Consider the following 16787-nt stretch of genomic DNA (forward strand, 5'->3'; position numbering starts at 1 on the left):
GCAAAATGCTGGGCCGATTCACGAAAGGGCCAAGCGAGCCGCGGGTCGAGCCGAAGCTTGATCCGATCGTGCCGGCAGTCCCCGTACTGTCCCGTTCTGCGGAATTCGAATCGCCGGGGGACGATTTCCTTACGCTCAAGGTCGAGCTCCACCGCCACTTGATTGATCGCTTCAACCTGACGGCCCTTGAAAGTGCGTCCAAGGAGGAAATCCTGAACGAGATCCGCCCCATAGTGCGGGAATTCGTTCGTGCTCGCAACGTGCCGCTTAACGCCCGCGAACTTGACCAATTGACCAGCGACACCGCTGACGAGATGCTCGGGCTGGGTCCGATCGAGCCTTTGCTCAAGGATGATTCGATTTCCGATATTCTGATCAACACCCATAAGCGAGTCTTCATCGAGCGGCGTGGAGTAATAGAGGAGACGGCGATCCGCTTTCGCGATGAAGCCCATCTGCTACGTGTCATCAACAAGATCGTCTCGGCTATCGGCCGGCGCGTCGATGAATCGGCGCCAATGGTCGATGCGCGGCTGGAAGATGGGTCGCGAGTCAATATAGCTGTGCGGCCGATCTCGGTGGATGGCCCGCTGGTCTCGATTCGCAAGTTCTCCAAGAACCCCTATTCGCTCGAACGTCTGATGGCGTTTAATTCGATCCGGCAACCGATGGTCGACCTGTTGCGCATTGCCGTGCAGGCCCGCAAGTCGATCCTGGTTTCGGGCGGCACAGGCAGCGGCAAGACGACCCTGCTCAATGCCCTGTCGAGCTACATCCCAGCCAGGGAGCGCCTGATCACCATCGAGGACGCAGCGGAACTGCAACTGCAGCAGCCGCATGTGGGCCGTCTCGAGACGCGTCCGCCCAATGTTGAGGGAAAGGGCGAAGTTCGCCAGCGCGAATTGCTAAAAAATGCGCTTCGCATGCGGCCGGATCGCATCATCGTCGGCGAGGTGCGCGGCGAGGAAGCCTTCGACATGCTGCAGGCTATGAACACCGGCCATGAAGGTTCAATGACCACCATTCATGCCAACACGCCCCGAGATGCGATATCGCGATTGGAACAGATGGTCGGTATGGCCGGCATGCCGATGAGCCACGATTCAATACGGGCTCAGATTGCCTCGGCCATCGACATCATTGTGCAGACGCAACGGCTTTCCGATGGTGGAAGGCGGGTTGTTTCCATATCAGAACTCACCGGTATGGAAGGCAATGTCGTACAGGTTCAGGAACTTTACCATTTCGTCCGCCGCGATGTGACTGCCGAGGGCCAGATCGTTGGTGAATTTCGGGCGACCGGCATTCGTCCGCGCTTTGCCCAGGAAGCGGCGACCCTTGGCCATCAGTTCGCCAAGGACGCGTTCAACCCACAGGTCCCGCTCTAATGTTGACCGGCCAGACATTGCTCTACTTCATCTATGTACTGGCGGCTGCGTCGCTCATCCTCGCGGCCGAGGCTCTGTATGTGACTTACTCCAAGCGGCGCTCAACGGTCAGCACGATCAACCGTCGACTGAAGCGGCTCGCCGACGACGCTCCGGCCGAACAGACCTTGCAGCGATTGCTGCAAGAACGTGGGCTTACCAGCTCGGGCGACTTTCTTTTCAATGCGGTTGGCCTGAACAGGCTGTACACGCAATCCGGCGTTACCGGAAATCCGCTGTCGTTCGTCGCGACATTTGCTCTCGGTGGACTGGCCCTGGCACTGGTATTTGCGTTCCTGCTGCACTTCTCCGCCGTGGCTTCGTTTATCATCTTTCTGCTCATCGTATTCCTCCTGCCGTTTCTGGTTCTCCGCCGCGCGCGCGCCAGGCGAATCCAGAAATTCGCCAAGCAATTGCCGGATGCCCTTGAGATGATCGTGCGTTCGCTGCGTGCCGGTCATCCGACTTCCGTGGCTATAAGCCTTGTCGCACGAGAAATGCCTGATCCGCTGGGCACCGAATTCGGCATTGTTTCCGACGAGATCACCTTTGGCCTCAGCCTTGAAAACGCGGTGCGAAAACTCTCGCAGCGCGTCGGTTTCGAAGGTCTGCATTTGCTGTCGGTGTCGCTGTCGATTCAGGCCAAGACCGGCGGCAACCTTACCGAAATTCTGTCGAATCTCTCAGTGGTGCTGCGCGAAAGGCAGAAACTCAGGTTGAAGATTAGGGCGCTCTCTGCCGAGGGGCGAATGTCCGCGTGGATCATTTCCCTGTTTCCTCTTTTGATGCTCGCCATCCTCACGGGCCTAGCCCCCAGCTACTACGGTGATGTATGGGGCAGCCCGTTGATCATGCCGGTGTTCTTGGTTTTCGGGTTCTGGGCGCTGCTCGGCGACTTCATCATGTACCGTATGGTCAATTTCGATTTTTGAGCGATCGGAGCTATAGAAGTTGTGACCCAGGATCTGAGCCTTCTGGTGTCCATCGCCGTCTTCCTGGCGGCCGTAGCGCTGTTTCTGGTGGGCGCGCTCGTCGTCTTGCCGGCGCTGCAGACGAGGAAACTGGTTGCGCAAAGCCTGCTGGCAGAGGGCATTCCCAACCGCCGCTCGCTTTTGGGCCAGGAAGAACTGGCCAAGATTTCAGCACAGCGGCCGGTCGACGCCTATTTCAGATCGATCGAAAAGGAACGTGACGAGCCCAGCGCGCTAGACGCAAAACTCTTTCGCGCCGGCTTCTATCAGTCAAGCGCGCCATTGATCTATACTCTGTCACGCCTTGGCGCGGTCTGTCTTGGCTTTTCCGTGACGTATGCGCTCCTGTCGCGGATGTTGCCACCCGAACTTCCCGGTCTTGTCGCCTTTGCAGGCTCTGCCCTGCTTGGGCTGGGATGCATCGTGATTCCGAGCATCGCTCTCGATCGGTTCGAAAAGGGACAAAAACAGATATATCGTCGCGGCTTTCCGGATTTCATGGACATGATGATCACCTGTGCCGATGCCGGCATGAGCCTCGAAGCGGCTGTCGAGCGTGTCGGCAGCGAACTGGCTGGCACCCATAGATGGCTCGGCATCCAACTCGCAATCATGAATCTTCAGTTGCGCGCGGGCAAGCCGTTGCGCGAGGCCCTGCGCGAATTATCCGACCGCGTTGGACTGGAGGAGGCGCGCGCGCTGGCTGTGCTGTTCCGTCAATCGGAAGAGCTCGGTACCAGTTTGACGGACGCCTTGCGCGTCTACAGCGACGAAATGCGGGGACAAAGAATTCTCTTCGCCGAGGAACGCGCCAATGCTTTGCCTGTCAAGATGATGATACCGCTGGGGCTATGCATCTTTCCTGTTGTGATGATGGTCGTGATGCTTCCGGTGATCATTCGAATGAAGGGCATTTTCTTCTAGACAGGGATGTGCTTTGGTCAGGGGACGGGATCGGCAAGATCCCTGGGGGATAAAATGAAAAGGCCAATGTGCCTCGTTGCCGCTGCCAGTTTGCTGGTTGTCGTGCTTTCCGGTTGTCAGTCGACTGCGACGGACCCAACGGGGGTCGTCCGCACTAACGAGCCGGCGAAAGTGGAGCTTACTGCCTTCGGCGATGCCTTCGACGGACTGAAGACGGTCAGCGACGTCGAATATTATGCCTCCGACCAAGCCGTTGCCGAAGCCAAGAACCAGTTCCGCTCGGAAAATTATGGCAATGCGGGCGCCCTGTTCTACAAGGCGACGCAACTCGCCCCCAACGACGGTGCCGCATGGCTGGGCCTCGCCGCCTGCAGCGACCGCATCCACCGCTTCGATCTCGCCGACAGGGCCTATGGCCAGGCCTTCCGGCTCATTGGGCCAACGCCCGAATATTACAACAATGTCGGCTATTCCTATCTGCTGCGCGGCAAGCTGCAGGACGCGCGCAGTAATTTCCTCAAAGCATACGAACTGGCTCCCAATGACCCGACCGTCGGCAACAATTTGCGACTCCTGTCGTCCAGCGTGAAGAATCTCGAACGGTAAGGCGCTAGCATGTTGCTTGCCGGAGCGCTGCTGATGAAGGGGCTAGCGGTTCCTTTGCTGGCAAGGATTGCATGGCTCGACTTCACGACCCAAAAAATATCTAACCGTGACGTGCTGCTGCTTTTGTGTCTTGGGCTGGGTTCGCTGCAGGTTATGTCGATCCTCAGCGGGTCGTGGTGGGACATGGGCCTGAGCGCGGTTGCCGGCCTACTGCTGTTCGTGGCGCTTTTCTTGTTGTGGGCCATGCGCAAGGTCGGCGCTGGCGATGTCAAACTGATGGCGGTGGTTTCGTTTCTGATCGGCGGCGGCGGGCTCCTGGTGTTTTCCGTGCTGTTGCTGGTCTTCGCCTTTGCGACCGCGTTAGTCGTGAAGAATCCCTTGATGCTGCCCGAAGGGGCCTTCCGCCTCTACGTTCAGCATCTGGACCGCAAAGGCGTCGTCCCCTTCGGCGTGCCGATCTCGATCGCTGCTATCTGCACGCTGGCGCTACAGATCTATGGCAACGCACGGTTCTAGTGGTTAAGATCTAACGATTGGTACCCGATCGTAAGCGCGGCCACATCGCGAGCGCCTCCGTCTTCCTATCGGAAGAAAGGTCTGACGCCATCTTGCCGCAAATGTTATATCTAGCGATCCGTCCTCGATCGAAGAAGGATCGCATCAATGGACGATTGGAGAATCGGGAATATCTGGGTAACCAGAATTCTGGAGATGTGCGACCCTCTGCGGACGCCGTCGGAATGGTTCCCCGACTGCACCGACGAAGCACTCGAACCGCATCTTCATTGGCTCACGCCCCGATTGATATCGCCGGCAACCGGCCGGCTTATTCTTCCCATCCAGAGTTTTCTGGTTCGTACCGGCCACCACACCATTCTGGTCGACAGTTGCGTCGGCAACGACAAGACGTGCGCATACTTCCGGCATTGGCATCGCCGCAATGACGGCACCTTTTTGGCGCGCCTGGCGAATGCAGGTGTTGCTCCCGAGCAGATCGACTATGTGCTGTGCACCCATCTTCATATCGACCATTGCGGCTGGAACACACGATTGGTGGACGGGCGTTGGATACCGACATTCCCGAACGCCCGCTACATCATGGCGCGGCGCGAGTTCGAGGCCGCACAGGCCGCCTCCGGCGATGCCGACGAACGGACCTATGAGGACAATGTGCTGCCAATCGTCGAGGCTGGTCGGGCTGTGCTTGTCGATATGGATTATGAACTCGATGGCGAAGTGTGGCTGGAGCCGACGCCGGGCCACACCCCGGGGCACGTAGCCATCGGCCTGAGATCTCGAGGCGTAGGGGCAGTGTTTTCCGGCGATCTCATGCATTGGCCGATGCAATGCATATACCCCGACTGGAGCTTTCGTTACGACACGGACCCTGACCAGGCACGTCGGACGCGGTGGGCATTCCTGGAGGCTTGCTCGGACAATAGACGTATCGTCATGACATCGCATTTTCCCTTGCCGTCGGTGGGAACTATCTCGCGACGCCAGTCATCATTCTGGTTCGAGGATCATCAGCCGCCGTAATCGCCGAGGACGCCGACCACGCGCTCGGACCCGAGGTGGCCGAGCGCGTGGTGGCGCTGACGCTTGTCAATCTGCCGGACGAGACGACGCACTGGACCGCCGACATGATGGCGCAAGCGGCTGGCATCAGCGCAAGCGCTGTGCGTCGCATCTGGAAGGCGCACGGGCTGCAGCCCAACCGCTGGCGCCAGTTCAAGCTCTCCAACTATCCCCAGTTCGTCAACAAGCTGCGCGACGTCGTCGGCCTCTATGTCGATCCGCCGGCTCACGCAATCGTGCTGTCGGTCGACGAGAAGAGCCAAATCCAGGCGCTCGACCGCACCGGTGGCTCAACGCGGTCGAGGGTTTCTTCGCCAAGTTGTCGAAGCGTCGCCTCAAGCGCGGCGTCTTCCATTCCGTTCTCGACCTCCAAGCGGCAATCAACCGCTTCGTAGAGCACAACCAGCAACCCAAACCCTTCTCTTGGGTCGCCGACCCCGACAAGATCATTGCCGCCGTCAAACGCGGGCACCAAGCGTTAGATTCCATCCACTAGGCGGGCTCTCAGCCTGACATGTTTGGCACGCAAATTACCTTTTCAACTAATCTCCGAGAACCATTAGCTTGCGCTCAAATTGGCGAAGTGCTTGGATTGCGTCTTGCCGGCGGGACGCCGTATGGACATTCTGAATATCAAAGCGCTCTTAATTGCGGTTCTGATCTTCGTTCCGATCGAATACCTGTTCGCTCTGCGCCCCCATCAAAAGATACTCAGGAAAGCCTTTTTCAACGATCTCATCTATGCGCTGTTTAATGGCATCCCGATAAGCCTTGGCCTGATCGCGGCTATCACGCTAGCAACGAGTACGGTGGGGCGGCTGGTGCCGGCCTATGTCGGCAGCGCAGTATCATCGCAACCTGTTTGGCTCCAGGTATCAGAGATCATTGTCATTGCGGACGTTGGCTTTTACCTGGCCCACCGCACCTTTCACGCCGTTCCCTTTTTGTGGCGCTTCCATTCGATTCATCATAGCATTGAAGAACTGGACTGGTTGGCGGCGCACAGGATTCATCCTATTGACCAGGCTCTGACAAAGAGCGCGTCGCTCGTGCCTGTATATCTGCTGGGTTTCAGCAGTCCGGCGATCGCCCTGTTTGCAATAATTTTTCACGTCCACGGACTTTTGCTGCACGCCAACGTCAGGCTGAACATCGGCCCGCTTCGGTGGTTGATCGCGTCACCCCAGTTCCATCATTGGCATCACGCTCACGAGCGCGCGGCATACGACAAGAACTTCGCAGGTCAACTTTCATTGATCGATGCGCTCCTCGGAACCATGTACCTGCCCGGTAACGCTGTCCCGGAGCGCTATGGCGTCGATGATCCGATTCCATCAACTTACGTCGAGCAACTCGCCTATCCAGTGATCCCGAAGGGCAGAATCAATGAAGCTCCCTCCACCAGAGATACGTGATTTCGTCGGGCGTGCAACGATGACACTCTACTTCACGTTCTGCGCGACTTTGAAGGCCGAAACGTTCTTGGTAGCTCTTGCCGGCGCAGAATGGACAGTGGCGTGGATTATCGATCTCACCGCAGATGTCGCCGCTGCCGGCTTTCTCGTGCTCATCGTTGGAATGACAGTGGCGCGTCTTCCGCCCCTGGGAACAGCGCAGGGAATTGAACCGCGAATCTCCGCGCTCATCGGATGCTTTGCCACCGCAACTTTGATCGCGGTCCCTCGCATCCAGGCAGCTCCGCAGATCGAGTTTGTTGCGGACCTGACCACCATAGTTGGTTTCGCGCTTTGCATCTTGTGCCTGTGGTGGCTCGGCAGATCCTTCAGCATCACTGCGCAGGCCAGACGGCTCGTCACGGCAGGCCCTTACCAGATCGTGCGCCACCCGCTCTATGTCTGCGAAGCGATCGTCCTGCTCGGCATTCTTCTCGGCAATGCGACATGGGCAACCGTCGCAATCTGCGCCATTGCCCTCGCTTTCCAATATCGGCGGCTCGTGAACGAGGAGAGGGTCTTGCGAGCGGTGTTCCCCGAATACAACGCGTATGGGCAGACCACGCCAATGCTCATTCCATCTTTATCCTCATTGTACTGGTGGCAGTGACTGTGCCCCATGCTGATCCGCAGTCTACTCGAAACCACTTAGTAATTATTGCCTTGGTTACAGCTCTTTTCGGGTTGATTGACATTTTGTGGCTGCCACTTTCTACAGTCGATTTTTCACCGAGGAACTGGATTGATATAGGCAAGGTGGCCCTTGTCCTCAGTGCATCTTGGATGGCATCCGCAGTTGCGCTCCATAGGGTGCGATCTGATACAAGCCCAATTGCGAGCGTAATCAAATATCTTTGTGGCTGCCTGAGAATTGTGGTCGTTTCCGCAGCAGCTTTCATTCCGCTCGCCATCACCACGACCGTCTTCATGTACCTGGCGTCGGCCACCTCAAGGCCTCTGGCGGACCCGGTTCTAGCTTCTATCGATTCCGCCCTCGGTTTCGACTGGCAGTGGTTCCTCGCCACGACCAACAAGCCAATTACAGCATCCGTCCTGGTTTTTGCTTATCACGCGCTCGCGTTCCAAATGCCGTTCGTTCTGTTATTCCTCGCGGTGAGAAACCAACGAGAACGAGCACTGGAGTTTGTCGCTCTTCTAGCGGTTGCTTCGGTCTTCACGGGCGCGATGATGGCTTTGGCGCCAGCAGAAGGCGCTTATGCCTATTTCAAGCCGGCGCCGGGGCAATTTTCGAACTTCACCACTAATGCCGGAATGTGGCACCATCATGTGCTTATGGCGCTGCGATCAGGCGAGCCGTTTGATCTGATTATGACTAAAGGCACAGGGCTCGTAACGTTCCCGTCGTTCCACACGGCACTTGGATTGGCAGTGGTCTATGCCGCGCGGACCATCCGGCCACTCTTTGTCGTGTTGGCTATGGTGAATGCCGCCATGATCGTGGCCACTCTGCCTGAAGGCGGTCATCATTTAATAGATGTAATCGCCGGCGTAATCATCGGCATTCTCTCCATCATTGCAGTCAAGATGCCTAGCTATGCGCGCGGAAAGGTCGACCGCGTTGCGAGATCAGCCGTGGGATCGGACGCGGACTACTGAGTTGGCCACGGGCCGTTGCCCTCCGGCTGCCTGGCAATGACGTGGCGGCGGCGAGACACAAGGAGAAGGAGCGCCGCCCTGCGGCGGCATCTGCATGCACAGCAAGAAGATCAACATCTCCACCGTGCTCGCCGGCCAGAGGCTCGGAATCACGAAGTCGACGACGGCATTTGGCTCGTCTCCTTCATGCACTATGATCTCAGATATATCGACTTGGAACAGAGGACCTTGCAGACCTACGACAACCCCTTCGGCACGAGGGTGTCACCCATGTCTTAGGTACAACCGTTACCCATGTCTCCGGGCCGCACGGTTTGAAGATGGTAGCGGAAGGCCGCTGCATCGCAAGACGCCCCCATTGAGAAGGCATTCTTTTGCTATCGGCCAAGCGGCCTGACAGCAAATCGAGATCGAGCACCACGAAACTCGGAAGCGAGTCGGGACGATGATGGACTGGGCGGAAACAAATAATTAGCGAGCGATGTGCACATGCCGTGCACACGGGTTTGCACCTTTTCTTTTGTTTCTGTTTCGTCGAAACACCGAAACACCGAGCCAAAGCGTGATGAGCACTCGATGATTGCCGCAGTAGGTGCCCCGTCACAGCCGCATGGCCAATTGACCACGCAGCACCACTTCATAGTGCGACGGCGAGTAAACTTGTCCGGGGGCGTGTGCAGAGAGGGCGCAACCAGCGGCGATTGGAGCATTCGCTAAATTGTAAGCCTCTCCTCGGCGCACCTGCATCTGGTGCGAACAGAAAGGAGAAAACATGTCACGATCAGACACCTTCCCCCTCGTCTGCTCAAGACGGAGGAGGCCGCCAAACTTGTCGGCCTTTCCCCCGGACGCTTGAAAAGCATGGCACGTACGGCACCGGACCTGCCTATCCAAAGTTGGGTGGTCGCGTGGTCTATGCCCCGCAAATCCCCAAGAATGGGCCGACAGGGGGTTGAAGTCATCGGCCTCTGATCCGGGTGTCGGCCGCGTTTATCCGGCCAAGCCTACAGGTCGAGTGAAGTCCAGGAGGGGATAGCTTGTGCAACCTGCGGTGGAGCATGACACTGCACTCGCAGGCGCCAGCGCCCGACATCGAGGGCGAGAGCTGCCCTCCGAAGGCAGAGGTCACAGGTGATGCGCCTGCCCACAGTAGCGATGATCGCCACCAAGGATGGCGTCGGGAACGTCGCGCTCTCAATCCGAATTGTGTTACTCGGGCCGTTCGGCAATAAAGAGAGTATCGGGGAGAAGCCCAAGACGCTCGCGATCGGCGGCAGGTATACGGTCTGAATGTATTCGAGCGACCGTAAAACCCACGTCCTCGATACGTTCCTTGATATCGGGTCCGTAGGCTCGCACGTGATCTGATCCGCCGAAGCGCTCGTCGCGCTCGCTCCGTGACATGAATGGCGGCGCTTCGAGCGTTTGACGATAGATAAGCGGTACTTGGATCCAGACCTGTCCTCGAGGCTTAAGGGATGACCAAATTTGCCGAAAAGCATGCCGATCGTCAGGTACGTGCTCCATGACATGACACAAGACGACAATATCGAGATCGCTGATGCCGTTCATGTTCATTAGGTCAACCTGCACGGTATCGGGGCCGTACCGTCCGGGCTCGATATCGCCTTTAATGAGGTTGCCCGCCTGAGATAGTCTCTTTGAAAGCCCCTTCTCGCTCGGCGCAATCTGGAGAATTCTAAGCGGCCCCGCCGGAAGCCGGAGAAGCTTACGGTCTAGAGCACAAATCAAGAACCGCTCACGATCCAGAGCATGACAAAGCGGGCAAATAAGCGTGTATCGCCCGAAACGGTAAAAAGCCGCCACACCGCGATCGCAGGCATTGCAGTGATGAGCCTTCCTCGTCGGGAAGAGTGTCAGGGTGAGGGCTCTCAGCCAATCTCCGTACGAATCAAGTTTGCGTGTGACCCGCCGCGTTGTGATACGATCAGCATAGCTGCGAAAAAGAGATAGAAGTCGGCTTCCTCGAGCGTTGTTCCACGATGGTTTCAGCATGTCGGCCTTCTAAGGTTTTTGACCCGAGGACCGATAATTAGCGCCCCCTGATATAACGTCGAGTCAGCGGAGCAGCAGGAGATTCGCCCCGTCATGGCATCGACCCTGATATCGAGCAGACCGGCGATCTCAGCCAGCGGCTCGTCAAGCACATCCTTCAGGATAAAGACGCTGCGCTGGAGGATCGGGAGTTCCGTAAAGCGAGACACCGCAGTTTGGATCGCTGCATCAAAATCTTCACGGGGTCCGGAGCGGCGTCGACAACGACTTCAAGGGCCGCCTCGATAGGCTCTGCTGCGCGGATCGCACGGCTGCGCAGCAGGTCCAGCGCACGGGTATGGGCAATCCGGAAGAACCAGGGTCGCAGCTGCGGAATCTTGCACACCTGGTCGAGCGCAACGAGGGTTCGAGCAAAGATCCTGCACAACGTCTTCGCCGTCGATGACCGACCCCATGAGACGCGAGCAATAGCGGTGCAGTTCAGGCCCTAACGAGACGGCAAGGGTGAGGAACCCGGCGAGGAACTCCTCCCGACGGTCGCGGTCCATGGTAGATCCTGCATCGATCAAGGCGTCGCCACCCTGTGCCTCCGTCATCACCCAACCGAGTTGGTCGTGGTCTGCCGAGACCAGCCAGCCACACGCCCGTGATTCCAACCTGAGCCGATGTGCCAATCAGCAACCTTCGCCGGTCTTTTTCACCTGGCCCGGCGCGGCGGTGTTGGCTGCCGTGTTCTGCGCTGACTAGGCGCCGCCTGCTGCGCGCTGCCAGTCTGCTGGCCGGGCGCGCAGTCCCTGGCCGAGTTCGGATTTGTGGTGCCGCTGGTGGTCGTCTTGTCGGTGCCCTGATCGCCGGACATGTTGGTCCCGCTGTTCGTCGTGCCGGTGCCCTGATCCGTCGTGCTGGGCCTGGTTGTCGTGGTCGAGCTTCCGCTCCTCGAGGTTCTTCGGTGCGCGAGGGAAGTGAGACGGACGCGACCGCGTAGAAAGACGTCCACGTTTGCCCATAATCTACCGCGAACAGCTCCTTTGCCGGGGCGGCGGGCCCGATTGCGTGCTGGGCCTGCGCCGGTCTGCTATCTGCCAACAGGGGTCGGCCCGTCGTTTCCGCCGACTGCCGTGGTGCCTATGTTGGGAACCAGCGGCGCCTCCGCTTCTTCATCAAACGGCAAAATTTGAGTTCGTCGATCTGGTAATCGCGCTGCGAGATGCGGCCCCGGAGGTTAGTGATGCGCTCGGTCAAAAAAGTGCCGAGCCATTTAGTAGCGTGACCTGCCAGGTCGTTCACAACGGGGTCCGCGCTAGCCTACTGAACGGCTCTTTTGTGCAAGAGGTCAGTGGAGAAGTACCCAACTCCCGAGCTTGCGAATCTTGATTGGGCATACTCGTTCGATGTCGATATCACTGAGGGTACCGGCGCCTATTATAATCCGCGGTCCGCAATCAATGGCGCTCCGGGAGTTCTAACGGATGGGCCCTACACGGCTGTGTTGAGCGATTCGCATGTTCTGAAAATATTCAAGTGAAGGTGGCGTGCTGTGAACAATGAAACCATCGCGGGCGTTTGGGCCCCACTCGTTGTGCTTCCTGATCGCGGGCACTACGGCTGCCGAGGCGGAGTTGGCGTACAGTTTTGCGGTATTATGGCGCAACCGCCACAAGAATTGGCCCCGATCTTGGCCTACCTTTTGGCCATGGATCACAAACCAGCGCTCTAGGCGCTAATCCGCCTTCACGGTGAGATCGGCGCGAAAATCAGGCGCGACGAGAAGCAGGCCGCGAAGCTCATTGAAGAGATGAAGCATGTCGAGGCGGTCTTGCATCTGTTGGAACCTGGCTTCAATGCCCCGCGCCATCTCCGTCAAGCGTCGCAACAATCCAAACCCGCTGTTTCATGCGTGCCGCCGTCGACGTTCTGAGGACCGCCACGGCGCCAATGAGTGCTGAGGAGATAGCGCTGGTCCTACTCCGCGCAAAAGGCATCGAAGCGCCCACAAAAGCGGAAACGCATTTGATGTATGGTGCGGTGAGCGCATCGCTTAAGATCAACAAAGATGTGACCTTGCATGATGGGCGTCCGCGCGTTGGACCCCTGTCTAAACCCTGGATTTCCGCCATCCCGCTTTGCGCGCGGCTTCCTCCGAGCAAAACCAGCGCTCGCCTTTCAGCAGATTGATGCGCGTCTCCCAATAATATTCCTGTCCCGGAACGTGATAGATTTTCTCGCCAGTGTTGTAGCTGATGTTGCCCTTGATGCCGCAGCCTACAGCGGCGGAACCAAATTCAAAGGCAAGCAGGCCAGCCAGGATCGTGCCGCCAGTCGCGATCTTTGCCCATAACGGCGTGTCACGCGAACGATGGCGCCTGCCATACCTTCGGCGATTGTACTCATTGTCTTGATAGCGACGTTTGCCCACGCCCCTCTCCCCAAGGGGAGAATGCGACCGTAGCAAATTTAAGTCCAGCCATTTTGGCAGTCGTACCGGCGAGGAAACCGCCGCCTCAAGGAAAGCTACCCCGAAGGCGGCGGGCCGACAGGTTATGCGGTTGGACGCGGCAACCGGATGCCGGTTTTCTTGAACAATTCAAGTTGCGTCTTCGCGAACTTGTCTGCGTCTGGCCGACGTGGACCGCCACTTTTGTAACCAGGAAAGACTGACTGGAAATTCGTACTGTGCGACGAGTTCCTTCAGCTTTTCCAGAAGCCGCAGCATCGATACCTGCTTGCCTTGGATCGCCATGCCTTCGGCATAGAGCAGCCAAGCCTCTCCTATGAGTTCCATCTTGCGGAGTTCATCCGGGGAACAATAGTTCTTAGCAATCGTCACATCCGCAGCTGTCGGCTTGCGGTTGCCTAGGGCTGTCAGGCCCATGTTTTGGCTTGGTCGCGTCGGCTCTTGACATGATAATTTGGACAGCTGTCTGCTCAGAAGCCGCGAAATGAAAACTGTCCTGGCTGGTTGCGAAGAAAGTCCGCGCCGCCGGATCATCCTGATCGTAGTCTGTAGAGCACTCCGCGAATGTCTCGCGAACCTGGGTGTAAAGGTTCGTTTCGGAAGTCCGGATGGCCCGGACCTCTCGGGCCAACTTCAGAAGCGCCCTCGGATCGCTATTCAGCCGCTTTCCGTTAAGCGCGTAACCGTCCTGAATGTAACCCTTGAGAACGGTGGCCGACCACTTTCGGAACTCCGCCGCCTTCTTGCTGTTGACCTTGTAGCCCACCGCAATGATGGCATTGAGATCATAGAGGCTCGTTAGATAGGCCTTCCCGTCTGCCGCAGTTATCCGGGATTTCCGGAGAACTGTTTCTTCGGACAACTCGCCCGACTTGAAGAGGTTCTGGAGGTGTTCGCTAATTGTCTTCAGCGAAACACCAAAAAGCTCAGCCATTTGCGCCTGAGAGGAAAGGACTTCCCAAATATCCGCCAAGTGATCACGACGCCCACCGCTAGGTGGTGAAATTAGGCCCGGATGTGCGCTAACACGTCCGGGCCGCCCAATGTCTACCGACGCTATTTCCGGTACAACTGGAGTAGGGTCTGGAGTAGGGTATGGTCTGCAATGGCGATCGATGATCCATCACGACCGTCATCACGCCGCTTATGTGAATGCAATCAACTCGTGCCGCTTTGGCCCGAGCTCGCCAGCACGCCGATGGACGCTATTCTGGCAGATCTGGGCAAGGTCGCCACAGCGGGCATGCTGTCCAGCATCTCGGTCAGTTCAGTGCTGATGCGACGTTCAATCATCCTTGCAATTATGGAGTATAGTTCCAGTTTTGCAAGGACACCCGCAGCCTAGCGGGCAAGACGCGCAGAGGCAAGGAGCTAAAAGCGCCGACGCCTGGGTGAGGCCGCTGTGGGCTATGGCCAGATCTCAGTATTGACTCAGGCTGAGCAATCCAACCCTCCTTACAAGAGCAATACTGAAAACACCGTGCATGGCCGCACTCGTTTCGGAATGGTTGGCCGCAAGGCCAACCGTTCCCGAAACGAGTGCTGCTGTGTCTACTCCAGTATTGGAGGCTCCAATTGGTGGGGGAATCTTGTCCGTATCTTTGCATGATGTGCTTGCCAATGGCACTACCAAGATTTGGCGAGTGACAGCACGGGTCAGTCGCACGCATCATCGCCCAGTGCCATGCTGAGGAGATGATGCGGTGACACAGACAAGCACACCGAGATCCGGCCAGCAGACACATTCGAGCAACATCAAAAACGAGACTGTCGCATGGCCTCTGGTGGTAGGAGTCGGTCGGGCACACGCCCACCACGGGGAATTCCTCCAAGGCGTCTTTGAAGCGGACAAGGGACGGCTTTGTCGCGGACTCGTCACGCTTCCGCTGACGTCGCAAGGGTCGCTAGCGACCTTCTGGCCGGATGAACAAGATGGCATTCGGCCGCGACCCGCAAACCGGATCAAAGCGGCGCGCGCGGCGGCCCTCACGCTCGAGCATGTCGGGGTAGCTGGAAGAGGGGGAGAATTGACGATCGAAAGCTCTATCCCGGTAGGGCACGGCTACGGTTCCTCCACGGCAGACGTCATTGCCTCGATCCGCGCGGTCGCGGCTTCGGCGCGCGTCACGCTGCGCCAGTCAACTGTTGCGCGACTGGCCGTTGCCGCGGAAAGCGCAAGCGACGCCATCGCTTACTGCGATCAAGCTCTCCTCTTCGCTCACCGGGAAGGCCGTACAATCGAACATTTCGGAGGCGAGTTCCCGCCCTTTCTCGTGGTGGGTTTCAGGGACAGCAATGCCCGGCCAATCGACACGCTAGGCATGCGACGAGCACGCTACGATAGTGAGGAAATCGGGCTGTTCCGTGTTCTGCGCGGATTGGCGTATCGCTCAATCCGGCAACAAGATCCCCGCTTGCTTGGACGTGTCGCGACCATCAGCGCCAGTATCAGTCAGAAGCACCTGCCGAAGGCATCCTTCAACACCGTTTTGGATATAGCGCGGGCGCATGACGCGTGCGGTGTGCAGGTGGCCCACAGTGGCACGTTGATCGGCATCCTTCTGGATGCGACTGCGCCCAGGGCGGCCATGCGCGCTGCTGAGCTCGCAAGGCAGGTGAGCGGCACAGGTCTCCAAGGCGTCCATACGTTTGCCCTTAATGCCGAAACGAGGCTAATCCAGTGAGCGCGGCGCAAGACTATTTACGCGCCTACGAGACGCCGCGTTTTGCCCAACTCGCACCTAACCTCAACGCCGCCTGCTTTTCCCTTATGAAGCTGATGCCCGCCCGATTCATGGTCGATCAGGCGGAAGCGTCAGGGCGCCTCAGGCGGGAAGGTCACATCATCGAAACGACGTCGGGCACGTTCGGCCTGGCCATCGCCATGCTGGCTGCCGCCCGTGGCTATGGGCTTACGCTCGTCACGGCCTCCAGCCTCATCGACCTGAAACTCAGGCGACGACTGGAACAGCTTGGTGCCAAAGTCATGGCCATCGACGATCCTCAAGGAGACGGCAATCAGCGCGGTCGGCTCCAGTATCTTCAGCAGACGCTGCAAGATAGCCCGGGCACGTATTGGCCTCGGCAATACGACAGTCCGGAAAACCGCCTGGCATACGCGCGCCTGGCCGACCTCGTTGTTCGATCATTCGGCCGTATCGATTGCCTCGTCGGCTGCGTGGGCACTGGGGGATCGCTTTGTGGAACCGGAGGCTTCCTTCGTGAGCTCTTTCCTGATCTCAGGATGATTGCAGTCGATACCCACAGAAGCATGCTCTTTGGCCAGCCTGTCGGACGTCGCATGTTGCGCGGGCTGGGCAACAGTGTTTTGCCGGAAAATGTTCGTCATGAGATGATCGACGATATTCATTGGGTGGGCGCATTGCCGGCCTACGCAATGGCGCATGGGCTGTTTCGCGATCACGGGCTGTTCATGGGGCCGACCAGCGGCGCCGCAGCCTTGGTCGGCGCCTGGTTCGCCAGGCACAATCCGGAAGCCTCCACCGTCGTGATAATGCCAGATGAAGGGCATCGTCATTCAGATACAGTCTACAACCCCGACTGGCTCGCCGGTTTGAAGGATTGGCCAATTTCAATTCCACTTGACCCAACGGTTCTCAAGCGAATTCATCCGGCCGAGGAGACGGCCTGGACCAGATTTCCTTGGGACCGTAGAACTCTAAGCGGCGTTCTCGCAGAGTTTGAGGGCCCGTCCCCTGCGGAGCGACAGGTCTGAATT

At 58.1% G+C, this 16787-nt stretch carries 16 protein-coding genes and 4 pseudogenes; 15 read left to right on the forward strand and 5 right to left on the reverse strand.

All coding sequences use genetic code 11. The features are described 5' to 3' along the window. The first annotated feature begins 5 nt into the window (after positions 1-5). From NKH49_RS22725 to NKH49_RS22775, 12 genes and pseudogenes are all read left to right on the forward strand, one after another. A complete protein-coding gene (locus tag NKH49_RS22725) occupies positions 6-1388 on the forward strand; it encodes a TadA family conjugal transfer-associated ATPase (RefSeq protein ID WP_352472994.1) in 1383 nt (460 codons plus the stop codon). Next, entirely contained in the window at positions 1388-2359 is a 972-nt protein-coding gene (locus NKH49_RS22730) for a type II secretion system F family protein (RefSeq protein ID WP_352472993.1), read from the forward strand. The genes NKH49_RS22725 and NKH49_RS22730 overlap by 1 nt, the downstream gene beginning before the upstream one ends. Positions 2360-2380: 21 nt before the next feature. Then, entirely contained in the window at positions 2381-3322 is a 942-nt protein-coding gene (locus NKH49_RS22735) for a type II secretion system F family protein (RefSeq protein WP_502902738.1), read from the forward strand. A gap of 54 nt (positions 3323-3376) precedes the next feature. Further along, positions 3377-3928: a tetratricopeptide repeat protein gene (locus NKH49_RS22740; RefSeq protein ID WP_352472992.1), complete on the forward strand. Its 552-nt coding sequence runs from the start codon at positions 3377-3379 to the stop codon at positions 3926-3928. A 9-nt stretch (positions 3929-3937) separates the two neighbouring features. Continuing rightward, on the forward strand, positions 3938-4444 hold the full coding sequence (locus NKH49_RS22745) for a prepilin peptidase (protein ID WP_352472991.1): 507 nt from the start codon (positions 3938-3940) through the stop codon (positions 4442-4444). A 147-nt stretch (positions 4445-4591) separates the two neighbouring features. Beyond that, positions 4592-5467: an MBL fold metallo-hydrolase gene (locus NKH49_RS22750; RefSeq protein WP_352472990.1), complete on the forward strand. Its 876-nt coding sequence runs from the start codon at positions 4592-4594 to the stop codon at positions 5465-5467. A gap of 23 nt (positions 5468-5490) precedes the next feature. Beyond that, positions 5491-6002 (forward strand): annotated as a pseudogene (locus tag NKH49_RS22755) (IS630 family transposase); the annotation flags it as partial. A gap of 121 nt (positions 6003-6123) precedes the next feature. Beyond that, complete coding sequence (locus tag NKH49_RS22760) at positions 6124-6921, forward strand: sterol desaturase family protein (protein WP_352472989.1); 798 nt, start codon at positions 6124-6126, stop codon at positions 6919-6921. Positions 6922-6940: 19 nt separating this feature from the next. Further along, complete coding sequence (locus NKH49_RS22765; protein WP_352502859.1) at positions 6941-7570, forward strand: methyltransferase family protein; 630 nt, start codon at positions 6941-6943, stop codon at positions 7568-7570. Positions 7571-7623: 53 nt separating this feature from the next. Continuing rightward, positions 7624-8577, forward strand: coding sequence for a phosphatase PAP2 family protein (locus tag NKH49_RS22770; RefSeq protein WP_352927965.1), 954 nt, complete (start codon positions 7624-7626; stop codon positions 8575-8577). Positions 8578-8656: 79 nt separating this feature from the next. After that, positions 8657-8856, forward strand: a pseudogene (locus tag NKH49_RS34950) (hypothetical protein); the annotation flags it as partial. 501 nt (positions 8857-9357) lie between these two features. Next, positions 9358-9613, forward strand: a pseudogene (locus NKH49_RS22775) (helix-turn-helix transcriptional regulator). A 173-nt stretch (positions 9614-9786) separates the two neighbouring features. Here the strand turns inward: NKH49_RS22775 and NKH49_RS22780 are convergent. The 5 genes and pseudogenes from NKH49_RS22780 to rhuM (NKH49_RS22800) all read right to left on the reverse strand — a co-directional run bounded on the left by NKH49_RS22780 (position 9787) and on the right by rhuM (NKH49_RS22800) (position 13982). Then, positions 9787-10593, reverse strand: coding sequence for a methyltransferase domain-containing protein (locus NKH49_RS22780; RefSeq protein WP_352472985.1), 807 nt, complete (start codon positions 10591-10593; stop codon positions 9787-9789). Between the two features lie 77 nt (positions 10594-10670). Next, positions 10671-11162, reverse strand: a pseudogene (locus NKH49_RS22785) (RNA polymerase sigma factor); the annotation flags it as partial. A gap of 1526 nt (positions 11163-12688) precedes the next feature. After that, positions 12689-13009 (reverse strand): sunset domain-containing protein, encoded by a 321-nt coding sequence (locus NKH49_RS22790; protein WP_352503919.1) that lies wholly within the window; start codon positions 13007-13009, stop codon positions 12689-12691. A gap of 168 nt (positions 13010-13177) precedes the next feature. After that, the gene (gene rhuM, locus NKH49_RS22795) at positions 13178-13465 is read right to left on the reverse strand and encodes a RhuM family protein (RefSeq protein ID WP_352503918.1); all 288 of its coding nucleotides are present in this window, start codon (positions 13463-13465) and stop codon (positions 13178-13180) included. Then, the gene (gene rhuM / locus NKH49_RS22800; protein ID WP_352927969.1) at positions 13407-13982 is read right to left on the reverse strand and encodes a RhuM family protein; all 576 of its coding nucleotides are present in this window, start codon (positions 13980-13982) and stop codon (positions 13407-13409) included. Before rhuM (NKH49_RS22800) ends, rhuM (NKH49_RS22795) begins: the two co-directional genes overlap by 59 nt. A gap of 171 nt (positions 13983-14153) precedes the next feature. Here rhuM (NKH49_RS22800) and NKH49_RS22805 point away from each other — a divergent pair, with 171 nt between their 5' ends. The 3 genes from NKH49_RS22805 (at position 14154) to NKH49_RS22815 (ending at position 16784) form a co-directional block, all read left to right on the forward strand. Then, complete coding sequence (locus NKH49_RS22805) at positions 14154-14393, forward strand: hypothetical protein (RefSeq protein ID WP_352503479.1); 240 nt, start codon at positions 14154-14156, stop codon at positions 14391-14393. A gap of 439 nt (positions 14394-14832) precedes the next feature. Beyond that, positions 14833-15732 carry a GHMP family kinase ATP-binding protein gene (locus NKH49_RS22810; protein WP_502901248.1) on the forward strand — a complete coding sequence of 300 codons (900 nt, stop codon included), beginning with the start codon at positions 14833-14835 and terminating at the stop codon, positions 15730-15732. Then, the gene (locus NKH49_RS22815) at positions 15729-16784 is read left to right on the forward strand and encodes a cysteine synthase family protein (protein WP_352472983.1); all 1056 of its coding nucleotides are present in this window, start codon (positions 15729-15731) and stop codon (positions 16782-16784) included. The genes NKH49_RS22810 and NKH49_RS22815 overlap by 4 nt, the downstream gene beginning before the upstream one ends. Positions 16785-16787 lie beyond the last annotated feature (3 nt).

The sequence above is a fragment of the Mesorhizobium sp. M1088 genome (assembly GCF_040318575.1).
In the GTDB taxonomy this organism is placed as follows: Bacteria; Pseudomonadota; Alphaproteobacteria; order Rhizobiales; family Rhizobiaceae; genus Mesorhizobium.

Coding starts and splice junctions, on each gene's coding strand:
- rhuM (WP_352503918.1), bottom strand. CDS start 13,465: ATGGGCCTGACAGCCCTAGGCAACCGCAAGCCGACAGCTGCGGATGTG.
- rhuM (WP_352927969.1), bottom strand. CDS start 13,982: ATGGCTGAGCTTTTTGGTGTTTCGCTGAAGACAATTAGCGAACACCTC.
- NKH49_RS22805 (WP_352503479.1), top strand. CDS start 14,154: ATGGCGATCGATGATCCATCACGACCGTCATCACGCCGCTTATGTGAA.
- NKH49_RS22725 (WP_352472994.1), top strand. CDS start 6: ATGCTGGGCCGATTCACGAAAGGGCCAAGCGAGCCGCGGGTCGAGCCG.
- NKH49_RS22745 (WP_352472991.1), top strand. CDS start 3,938: ATGTTGCTTGCCGGAGCGCTGCTGATGAAGGGGCTAGCGGTTCCTTTG.
- NKH49_RS22760 (WP_352472989.1), top strand. CDS start 6,124: ATGGACATTCTGAATATCAAAGCGCTCTTAATTGCGGTTCTGATCTTC.
- NKH49_RS22765 (WP_352502859.1), top strand. CDS start 6,941: ATGACACTCTACTTCACGTTCTGCGCGACTTTGAAGGCCGAAACGTTC.
- NKH49_RS22740 (WP_352472992.1), top strand. CDS start 3,377: ATGAAAAGGCCAATGTGCCTCGTTGCCGCTGCCAGTTTGCTGGTTGTC.
- NKH49_RS22750 (WP_352472990.1), top strand. CDS start 4,592: ATGGACGATTGGAGAATCGGGAATATCTGGGTAACCAGAATTCTGGAG.
- NKH49_RS22780 (WP_352472985.1), bottom strand. CDS start 10,593: ATGCTGAAACCATCGTGGAACAACGCTCGAGGAAGCCGACTTCTATCT.
- NKH49_RS22730 (WP_352472993.1), top strand. CDS start 1,388: ATGTTGACCGGCCAGACATTGCTCTACTTCATCTATGTACTGGCGGCT.